9 protein-coding genes are annotated in these 9,983 nt (G+C 46.0%); 8 read left to right on the plus strand and 1 reads right to left on the minus strand.

Annotated elements, in window-relative coordinates; all coding sequences use genetic code 11:
* Window positions 1-287 precede the first annotated feature (287 nt).
* From QUB12_RS35280 to QUB12_RS35295, 4 genes are read left to right on the plus strand one after another with little or no spacing between them, the layout of a single operon-like run.
* Complete coding sequence (locus QUB12_RS35280; protein ID WP_333148391.1) at window positions 288-941, plus strand: IS607 family transposase; 654 nt, start codon at window positions 288-290, stop codon at window positions 939-941.
* Window positions 942-943: 2 nt separating this feature from the next.
* A complete protein-coding gene (locus QUB12_RS35285; protein ID WP_333148394.1) occupies window positions 944-1,447 on the plus strand; it encodes a hypothetical protein in 504 nt (167 codons plus the stop codon).
* 10 nt (window positions 1,448-1,457) lie between these two features.
* Complete coding sequence (locus tag QUB12_RS35290; protein WP_333310775.1) at window positions 1,458-1,709, plus strand: transposase; 252 nt, start codon at window positions 1,458-1,460, stop codon at window positions 1,707-1,709.
* 26 nt (window positions 1,710-1,735) lie between these two features.
* Window positions 1,736-2,116, plus strand: coding sequence for a zinc ribbon domain-containing protein (locus QUB12_RS35295; protein WP_333300751.1), 381 nt, complete (start codon window positions 1,736-1,738; stop codon window positions 2,114-2,116).
* Window positions 2,117-2,269: 153 nt separating this feature from the next.
* Here QUB12_RS35295 and QUB12_RS35300 read toward each other — a convergent pair whose 3' ends face one another.
* Window positions 2,270-4,009: an alpha/beta hydrolase gene (locus QUB12_RS35300; RefSeq protein ID WP_333143870.1), complete on the minus strand. Its 1,740-nt coding sequence runs from the start codon at window positions 4,007-4,009 to the stop codon at window positions 2,270-2,272.
* Between the two features lie 286 nt (window positions 4,010-4,295).
* On the opposite strand from QUB12_RS35300, the gene QUB12_RS35305 reads away from it, so the two are divergent.
* From QUB12_RS35305 to QUB12_RS35320, 4 genes are all read left to right on the plus strand, one after another.
* Window positions 4,296-5,276, plus strand: coding sequence for an Npun_R2479 family HD domain-containing metalloprotein (locus QUB12_RS35305; protein WP_333143869.1), 981 nt, complete (start codon window positions 4,296-4,298; stop codon window positions 5,274-5,276).
* Window positions 5,277-5,413: 137 nt separating this feature from the next.
* Window positions 5,414-6,478: a vWA domain-containing protein gene (locus QUB12_RS35310; RefSeq protein ID WP_333143868.1), complete on the plus strand. Its 1,065-nt coding sequence runs from the start codon at window positions 5,414-5,416 to the stop codon at window positions 6,476-6,478.
* 176 nt (window positions 6,479-6,654) lie between these two features.
* Window positions 6,655-8,805 carry an NAD-dependent DNA ligase LigA gene (gene ligA / locus QUB12_RS35315; protein WP_333310777.1) on the plus strand — a complete coding sequence of 717 codons (2,151 nt, stop codon included), beginning with the start codon at window positions 6,655-6,657 and terminating at the stop codon, window positions 8,803-8,805.
* 511 nt (window positions 8,806-9,316) lie between these two features.
* Window positions 9,317-9,730, plus strand: coding sequence for a hypothetical protein (locus QUB12_RS35320; RefSeq protein WP_333143866.1), 414 nt, complete (start codon window positions 9,317-9,319; stop codon window positions 9,728-9,730).
* Window positions 9,731-9,983 lie beyond the last annotated feature (253 nt).

Genomic DNA, 9,983 nt, shown 5'->3' on the forward strand with positions numbered 1-9,983 from the left:
CGCTTTCGCGCTGCTGTAAGGTTGTTGTCATGGTTTTATGATTGCTGTATTTGGTTGTCAATGTTCGGATGATGTTTATATTATTACGCCTATCGTTAAGGTTTGTAAAGGGGTTTAGCGACAGTTAAACTGATGACTGTGATTAGGAAAGCTGATGAAAGGAGAAAGATGGCCGTAACTTGCGGGGCCCGACGCCATCGCCCCCGCGCGAAACAGAGAAATAGCAAAACTTAAGTACCCAATAGTTTGCTAAACTTATCCGTAATTCATCGGCGAGAGGAAGTTTTATGTGGAAAGTGGCAGAATTTGGAAAATTAGTGGGAGTCTCAGGCTCTACGTTACGGCGCTGGGAAAGTGAAGGCAAGTTAATCCCTGACAGGACATTGGGAAACCAGCGCCTTTATTCAGAAAGTCACCTTAATACAGCCCGCAACCTGAAGACTGGTAAAACGCCACCCAGTAGAGTTATCGTATATTGTCGAGTTTCCTCCACTGGGCAAAAACAAGACTTGCTTCGTCAAGTACAGGCTATGGAACAATTCTGCTTGGCGCAAGGCGTTGCTATCACGGATTCCATTCAGGAAGTTGGGGGTGGACTCAACTTCAAGCGTCCTAAGTTTTTGCAAATCGTACAATGGGCGATACTGGGCGAAGTCAGGGTGCTGTATGTCGCCCACAAAGATCGGCTGTGCCGATTTGGTTTTGAACTCGTCGAGCAAATCTTACAGTGGAATGGTGGGACGGTTATTGTCGCCAACGCGGAAAGCCTTTCACCGTATGAAGAATTGACTCAAGACTTGCTTTCAATAATCCATTGTTTTTCTTCCCGCCTTTACGGACTGCGGAAATACAAAGCAAAAGTTAAAAATATTATAGAAGGTATAGATCCTTGTGCGGATTCCGCTATACTTGATCAGGCCAGCAACTCCAAAGAAGTTTAACTATGTTTGGGATCAAGCGATCGCTAAAACTAAATAACCTAGAAGCGACTTTGATGCCAAAACACGCAGGATTCCGACGTGTAGTGTTTAACATGGGGTTGAGCTTGCGAACTCAAATGTACGGCGAGGGGCAATTCACAGACTCAAAGGTACTTAACGAAGTTAAAAAAGTTCTTACCAACCACGTCAAGAAACAGCCTGAATTTGGTTGGATGAATCAGTTGTATAGTCGAGTTTATCAAAATGCTTTGATTAACTTGAAAGATGATTTTAGTAGGTATCGCTCTGGGAAGGCAGGTCATCCGAAATTTGCTAGTCGCCGGGACGGTCAATCTTTTACGGTTGATTCGTCTAACGGCAAAGTTTTACTAAACGCTGGCAGCACTATCAAAATTCCTACCTTGGGAAATTTTCGGCTCTACGAAGCCCGCTTAATTCGGTTACGTGTCTCAAACTATTACGATTTCAAAAGAAGGAAGTCGTTGGTTTCTTTCCTTTTGCGTTGATGCCGAACGTTTGCCAGTTCAACAATCTGAAAGGTCTGTAGGAATCGATGTAGGCATTAATTCTTTTGCCACCCTGTCAAACCAACAGGTCTTTGATGCGCCGAAGCCGTTAAAACAAGCGAAAACCAAGCTTGCTACCTTGCAACGCCCAGCCTCAAAACAGGTAAGAGGCTCCCAAAATCAGCGCAAAACCTACAATAAAATTAGCCGACTTCACGCACGGATAGCTCGTATTCGTTTAGATTTACTTCATAAGGAATGAGAATTAAATAACTTCCACTCTTGAAAGTGGGATGGGCGTCCCGCCCGTCCAAAAAAGACGGGCGGGACGCCCATCCCACAATAACAATTAAAATTGTAAGTTATTTAATTCGCGATCCTAAGCTAACAACTCCCACCGTCCCAACTTTCAAGCTAATCAAGATTGAAAGTTTGAACGTTAAGGGCATGATGGCGAATCACAAGCTGGCTGAGGCAATATCGGATCTAGGATTTTACGAATTCAAACGCCAACTTGATATGGCGTGCAAAATGTATGGGGCAAATTTAGTGCTGGTAGACCAATTATTCCCCAGCACTAAAACTTGCTCTAATTGTGGCACTAAAAAAGATATGCCACTAAGCATTCGGACTTTTGATTGTCCTGCTTGTGGCATATCTTTAAGATAGGGATTTTAACGCCAGCCTCAACATTTTGAATTGGGAACCCTCGGCAGCCAGGGGGGTAGCCTACTTATCTTGGGATTAGCCGTCTACCCAACAGCGTAGGAAGTAAACTCCGAATTGTGTCTAAAAATGGGTTTAGAAAAGTTTAGGTAAGTTTTACAAAGCAGAAACAGGAGCGATCGCAGGTGGAGAGGCCGGGATGCGAGGAGGTGGAGAAATCCTGAACTGCTGGAGTTGCTGCGGGGTTAGTGATCGCAAAATTCTCAGTCCGAGGGTGTCTCTGGAGATGCTTAAAGCGTAGGATGGCTCCAGATACGGGCGGAAATTGGATTTGTTGTTCAAATAGCATTCCATGAAAGCTAGGCTGAGTCCGCTGAGGTAGCGGCGGGCTAAAGCTGGTTCGGGCCCGATCGCCTGTGGTGGTGGCAGAAAGAGGCTTTGAGGGGATTCCTCGATCGTTGAGAAGTGAGTCCCATTGTTCATCAGTACGAGATATTTGTTGGGCGATGTCAGCCAAGTGAACGGTTGAATTTGTTCGAGCAAAGCGGGGGCGACGGTATCGGCGCTGCCTGCGATTAGCATGACTGGGATTTGGATTTTGCTGAGGTTTGTTTCTCCGAGAATGCTGCTGACGATCGGGTTGACGGCGATCACAGCTTTGATGCGCGGGTCGTCGAAATTGTACTGGTTGCGCTCTAGGCCGCGGGCGCGGCACTGCAACAGTAGGGAGAGGTTCCAAGTATCGTTTTCGAGTCCGCAATCTTTGTCTAGCTGTGCAAAATTAATCCCTGCCCCGGCTAATGCTAAAGCCGTATAGCCACCGAAAGACTGGCCGATGACGCCGACTCGCTGCAAGTCGAGCTGCCCTTGGTAGGTCGGATCGGTTGTAGAAAGTTTGGTTAAATAATCGAGCAGGTCTTTGATGTCGAGGGGGCGGTTGACAAATTCTGCTGGTTCTGCTACTTGATTGGCTCTGCCTGTTACTAAGTCTTGGATTTGTTGGGCGTTGCTGCCGGGGTGTTCGGGGACGGCGACGGCAAAGCCGTAGGAGGCTAGGTGTTTGGCTAAATATTGAAAGGAAAGGCGATCGGAACCTAAACCGTGGGAAATTACTACTACTGGGGCCGGTTGCGGGCTCCGCTGCGGCAGGTAAATGTCCATATCAAACGTGCGCTCCTCTTCGAGGGCTTCGCTAACGCGATTTGGACTCGTCAAAGTTACCGATGATTTTTTCCAAGTATAGGGGCCCGGTAGCTGGGGCTGCAGCATGGCGGCGGGCGGTATGGCGGGTTCAGAGGCTGCTTGTGCTTCGGACAATTGAGCGACTCCAGCGATCGTCTGATTGGAACGGTTGATCAGCGATGTGAGCTCGTTGGCGATACCTAAGCCACGGGCGATGTCAATCCTGATGCCATAGGTGGGGAATTTCCGCAGCACGTTGAGAATTGTCAGGCCTTCGGGATCTGAGGCTGCTAAAATCAGGGCGGCTCGGATGGCATAAAATCCAGGCTGCCGAGCTTTGGTTTGAATTACTCGGCCCAACCGTTTCAGCAGCACTTCTCCTTGAGGCGTGTAGAGAAATTGGGCGATCGTCACGGGGCTGATTTCAGCTTTCGCTTGCAGGGCGCTGCGAATCTCAGCTAGCTGAGATTCTTTGGCGTACTGAGCGAAGCCGTCCAAGTTTGAGTCTATTTTGCCTTCTTTGGCGAACAGTGCCAGGGATTCGATGGGAACTGATTCTTCTAGTGGCCCGTAAGTTACGTAAATTCGCTCGGCACCCATTGCCGGTGCGGCGGTGCAAACAGCCGTGAATGCACACAATCCTAGGTATTTTGGGGCGATCGACCGCCGAGTGCGAAGGGCAGCAGTGGAGAGGCTCGAAAACAGACTGTTCATAACTTTCACACCTAGGACTTCTAATAATTAGTCGGTGAAATGATGTAAATTGTTTCGCCAACATTTAATGCCAAAAAATCGATCTGTTGCTTGGGATGCTTCGGAAATTAGGTTATCTTGGGAAGCATAGCCAAAAAAGCAATTTTCTGACCTGACAAGACTAGCTGAAATTTAAAATTCAACACCCAGGGGTCAAACCTACTGGAATGCCCATTGATTATTTTTTCAGCTATGCAAGATATTTTCGATCGAGTTTGTAACTACAGCCTGAGTGGGAGAATTTATGATGTTCAATGCAACTGCTATCCTGATTGACGCTTTTGTGCAAGAGTTGCAGGCCGGCTACCGTCGCACCTACGGCAAGTACAAGCCTGACTACCCTGAAATTATCGCCTGGGCAGGGACTATGGCTCTGGAAAATATCGCTAACTGCGATGCTCTTTACCACAATGTGGAACACACAATGCTCGTGGCTTTGGTGGGACAAGAGATTCTCCGCGGCAAACATATTCGCGAAGGGGGAGTGTCGCCGGAAGATTGGCTGCACTACCTGATCTCGCTGCTGTGTCACGATATCGGCTACGTCAAAGGTGTTTGCCGCCAAGACCAAGAAGCTGTGGGACTATATGCTACGGGTATTGACGGGGGCATGGTTTCTGTGCCGATCGGCGCAACTTCTGCCAGTTTAACTCCTTATCATGTCGATCGAGGAAAACTCGTAATTGACGAACGCTTCGGGGGCCACACATTAATTGATGCCGAACAAATCAAGCGCAATATTGAATTGACGCGCTTCCCAGTTCCGGCTAGCGAAACTCATCAAGACCGAAATAATTATTCTGGACTCGCTAGGGCCGCTGATTTGATCGGTCAGTTGAGCGATCCAAATTACCTGCGAAAAATAAGTGCCCTGTTCTACGAATTTGAGGAAGTCGGCACTAATAAAATCTTGGGCTACAAGTCTCCGGGAGATTTGCGGCAAAATTACGCCAAGTTTTATTGGAATGGAGTTTTTCCCTACATTCCTGCAGCTTTGAACTACTTGGAATTGACCCAGGGAGGCAAACAAATTATTGCCAACCTCTACGCCAACGTATTTCAGGTAGAACACGCTGAACCGCTCGCTTTCAAGCATAACGCTCAAGAATTCACCAAATTCCCCGCCAATCGCAAATTAAACGGCGAAAAAGATGGTGATTATATTCAACCTTCCGTGTTGCCCGGAGAAAACAAGCCATTTGGGGATTTTCCCGACTTAAATTTGTGATAGATAATTTACGCGCTGAATTAGGCAGCTATAAAGACGATTCATAATTAAAAAAAGATGAATGTTTTAGTGGGGCTTCCTTTTCTGTCAGCTATAGTAGAGCTAAAAATTAGTTGTTTATTAGGAAGAGTGCGGTCATGGAAACCAAAAATATTGAAGTCGTTTTTAGCTTTGATACAACTGGCAGTATGTACCCTTGTTTGACACAAGTTCGTCGGAAAATCAAAGAGACGGTAACGAGATTGCTCGATGAAATTCCTGGCATTCGGATTGGCATTATTGCCCACGGAGACTATTGCGATGCTGACAGCACATACGTAACTAAACACCTCGATTTGTCAGGCGATGTCGGCACAATTTGCAATTTTGTTCAAAATGTAGAGCCAACTGGCGGCGGCGATGCTCCAGAATGTTATGAATTAGTCTTGCACGAAGCTCAGTCACTTTCTTGGACTCCAACTAATTCCAAAACCTTGGTACTAATTGGCGACGACATCCCGCACGCACCCGCTCAAACTCCTCAAAAACTTAACTGGCGTCATGAATTAGATAAGTTAGCACAGATGGGAATTACCGTTTACGGCATCCAAGCTCTCAACTGTCCACACGCCAGTTTATTCTACAAAGAACTAGCCGAAAAATCTGGCGGTTTTCACCTCAATCTTGACCAATTTTCTTACATTACAGATTTATTTTTAGCAGTTTGTTACCAACAGTCATCTAACGAACAACTACAAGCTTACGAACAAGAAGTTGTCAGTCAAGGTCGCATGAGTCGCGGATTAAACAAGATGTTTGATACCATGCTAAAGCGGGAAGACGTGGCTGTTTACGAATCAGCAGAAGTGCGAGCCGTAAAACCGGGGAGATTTCAGATTCTTGAAGTAGACAGCGAGATTTCAATTAAAGCTTTTGTTTTAGAGAATGGTTTGGCTTTTAAAACGGGGCGCGGATTTTATGAGTTTACTAAAACAGAAACTATCCAAGGTAAGAAAGAAATTGTACTGATGGAACGTTCTACAGGGGATTTGTTTGAAGGAGAAGCGGCGCGAGAAATGTTGGGTTTGCCAATGGGCGAGACTGTCCGCATCAAACCGAGCAATCTAGAAAAGTATGCGGTTTTTGTGCAAAGTACCTCGGCTAATCGCAAGCTGATGGGTGGAAGTCGTTTCCTTTATGAAGTTGAAGATTGGGATCGTTAATCGCATCTTAAATCTCCAAACTACAACCGCAGAGTGACCCAGAGCGTGGTAAAATCCGCTATAAGTAAGGTAATATCCGCCATAAGCACCCGACAAATATTTGGTGCGTCGATGACTATACGATCTGTGTTTATCCTATACATCTGCGGTTAAAAAATATACATTTTCAAATTAATATGCAACCCGAAATCCAGCAGCAAATTCAACAGTTGAGGCAGCAGCTACAGGAAGCTAGCTATGCTTATTATGTTCTCGATGCGCCGATTATGCCAGATGAGGTGTACGATCGACTTTATCGCCAGTTGCAAGAATTAGAATCAGATTATCCTGAATTAATTATTGCGGAAAGTCCGACTCAGCGCGTGGGAGAACAGCCTGCTACTCAATTTTTTAGCGTCAAACACAATATTCCTCTCTACAGTTTGGAAAATGCTTTTAATTTTGAGGAATTTGCTAAATGGCAGGAACGCTGGCAAAGGGTAGCACCTTCCCTAACCCCCGGTCAAGAAGGAAATGCACCCCCCCTAACCCCCCCTTATCAAGGGGGGGGACAAGAGGGAATAACATCTTCCATTAGCAATAAGGAAAATAGGGAAATTACTCCCCCCCTTAGCAAGGGGGGGTTGGGGGGGGTTTCCTATGTTTGCGAGTTAAAAATTGACGGTTCTGCTTTAGCGTTAACCTATGAAAATGGAGTTTTAGTTCGCGGTGCGACGCGGGGAGACGGCATCGCCGGAGAGGAAATTACTCAAAATGTTAAAACTATTCGCTCGATTCCTCTGAAGATCAATTTAGATAATCCGCCGCCTGTTGTGGAAGTGCGGGGAGAGGCTTTTTTGTCTTTAGCTGTGTTTGAGGAAATTAATCGGGAACGGGAAAAAGCAGGGGAACAATTGTTTGCTAATCCTCGCAATGCTGCGGCGGGTACGCTGCGGCAGTTGGATTCTAAAATTGTGGATAAGCGCAAATTAGATTTCTTTGCTTATACTCTGCATTTAGATCAAGGTAACGAGGGTAACACGCAGTGGGAATCGTTGGAATTGTTGCGACGAATGGGGTTTAAGGTGAATCCCAATCGCAAAATTTGCTATTCTTTGGATGAGGTTCGGGAGTATTACGAATATTGGGATACTGAGCGGCGGAATTTGCCTTACATGACGGATGGGGTTGTTGTTAAGATTAATTCGGTTTTGCTGCAAAAACAATTGGGTTTTACTCAGAGGTTTCCGCGTTGGGCGATCGCCCTGAAGTATCCCGCGGCCGAAGTCCCTACAATAGTAGAAGCTGTCACCGTGCAAGTAGGCAGAACCGGGGCTCTAACTCCTGTAGCGGAACTGAAACCGGTGCAGTTGGCGGGGACGACGGTTTCGCGGGCTTCTCTCCATAATAGCGATCGACTTTCCGACCTAAATCTCCATATTGGCGATACTGTAATTGTCAGAAAAGCTGGGGAAATTATACCAGAAGTTGTGCGAGTTTTGCCGGAACTTCGCCCCCAAAATGCTCAACTTTTTCAAATGCCTAGTTGCTGTCCCGAATGCGAACAGCCTGTGGTTCGGGAAAAGGGGGAGGCCGTTACTCGCTGCATCAATACATCTTGTCCGGCAATTTTGAGGGGTTCGCTGATTCATTTTTGCAGCCGGGATGCTCTGGATATTAACGGTGTTGGCGAAAAGTTGGTGCAGCAAATGGTTGATAGCAATCTGGTGCATTCTGCGGCGGATTTGTACGATTTGACAGCGGAAAGATTGATGAGTTTGGAACGCATGGGTAAGAAGTTAGCAGAAAAGTTGGTAAGTGCGATCGCCCAATCGAAAAATCAACCTTATTCGCGCGTACTTTACGGCTTGGGCATCCGCCACGTCGGCAGCGTGAATGCTCAATTGCTGACAGAAAGGTTTGCAAATGTAGAAGAGTTAGCAGGGGTATCGGCGGCATCGATTGAGGGCGTTTACGGCATCGGGCCGGAAATTGCTCAAGCTGTTTATCAGTGGTTTCGAGTGCCGGCTAATCAAAGTTTAATTGCACGGTTGAAAACTGCGGGCTTGCAATTGCAGTCAGAAGTAAAAAATCCCAATTTAGCCAGCACAAATTTACAACTTGCAGGCAAAAGCTTTGTGCTTACCGGAACTTTGCCCACTTTGAAACGAGATGAAGCTAAAGATTTGATTCAAAAAGCAGGAGGTAAAGTCACAAGTTCTGTGAGTGCTAAAACTGATTATGTGGTTGTGGGAGAAGATGCGGGATCTAAGTTGGAAAAGGCTCAATCTTTGGGAATCGAACTACTTTCGGAATCAGAGTTATTAGAACTGCTCTCGAAACCATAAATGATTGGTGACAGTCAATATCTCTCTCTTTGCTCTTTCTCTGCGCCCTCTGCGCCCTCTGCGGTTCAAAAAAAAGCTGATTCACTTCATACCAATTTTTTATGAGGCCCCGTAGAATCCGATCCCCCCTAACCCCCCTTAATAAGGGGGGGACAAGATTCTTCTCAAAGTCAACCCCTACTCCCCTTAATAAGGGGCATTTAGGGGGATCGAGATATTTACAACTTCACATTAAATTGGTATCAGCCGTTTTCCAAGAACATCGCCAACAATTCTATTGCCCTAGGTGCAAAATAGCCGATCCTCTTCGAGGGCTCTGCTAACGCGACTTGGGCAATACCTCAAAAGGCATAGAAATCGCGACCCCCCTTGGTGAATGTACATACTTCCTCGGCGGTGCTGCCCGAATCGGTTGTCGGTACAGGCTAGTTTTGCTAAAATTTGATAAAGTTTGCAATAGCGATCGCAACTGCCAGATTAGCCAAGTCCCAGCAATCACAGGAGATACATTATGTCGGAAATTCCAGCAGAACAAACACAAACAAACTTGACAACTCCAGAAATAACTACCGAAAGCTCAATTTCTGGGGTGGAAAACGTGAAAAATAGTTTGGGAAACGTCCTAAATAGTTGGAAGTTGAAAGCAGGATTAGCCGTTGCTGTACTGTTTGCAGTGTCGCTATTTGCATTCTACTGGCAGCATAACATTGCAGTCGTAGGTATGAAGAGTTGGGCGGCGCGATCGGGTGCTCAGCCGATCGAATGTATGGTAAGAGATACTAATAACGACGAGTATGTCAGTTGCAGCGCCCTCCTCGATCAGCAGATTGTCCCTCTTGAGTGCAGTTCGAGTTTGTTCAATATCGGCTGTCGAGTAAATTACGGAACTGCCGCACCAAATCCGAGACAAATCAACCCTAGATAGAGCATCTGGGGGTTAGAGATGATTGTTTAACGAACAGATTTGCTACTTAAAATATGGGACTTACAAAAAAACTCTCACCGTGAAAATACTCCAGCAATAAAGATCAGAAAAATCTTGTTTTTCTCATCGCAAAAGCAGGTAATGAAAGTTGCCTGCTTTTGCGATGAGGTAATCTGTGATAAGCTGTCAAACATCTAAACTGCATTAACTAAGTTACCTTTATTTTTTATTTTTCGGTTCCATTTCATAATTA

The sequence above is a fragment of the Microcoleus sp. B7-D4 genome (genome assembly GCF_036705125.1).
GTDB lineage: Bacteria > Cyanobacteriota > Cyanobacteriia > Cyanobacteriales > Microcoleaceae > Microcoleus.

Coding starts and splice junctions, on each gene's coding strand:
- QUB12_RS35280 (WP_333148391.1), top strand. CDS start 288: ATGTGGAAAGTGGCAGAATTTGGAAAATTAGTGGGAGTCTCAGGCTCT.
- QUB12_RS35285 (WP_333148394.1), top strand. CDS start 944: ATGTTTGGGATCAAGCGATCGCTAAAACTAAATAACCTAGAAGCGACT.
- QUB12_RS35300 (WP_333143870.1), bottom strand. CDS start 4,009: ATGAACAGTCTGTTTTCGAGCCTCTCCACTGCTGCCCTTCGCACTCGG.
- QUB12_RS35305 (WP_333143869.1), top strand. CDS start 4,296: ATGTTCAATGCAACTGCTATCCTGATTGACGCTTTTGTGCAAGAGTTG.
- QUB12_RS35310 (WP_333143868.1), top strand. CDS start 5,414: ATGGAAACCAAAAATATTGAAGTCGTTTTTAGCTTTGATACAACTGGC.
- ligA (WP_333310777.1), top strand. CDS start 6,655: ATGCAACCCGAAATCCAGCAGCAAATTCAACAGTTGAGGCAGCAGCTA.
- QUB12_RS35320 (WP_333143866.1), top strand. CDS start 9,317: ATGTCGGAAATTCCAGCAGAACAAACACAAACAAACTTGACAACTCCA.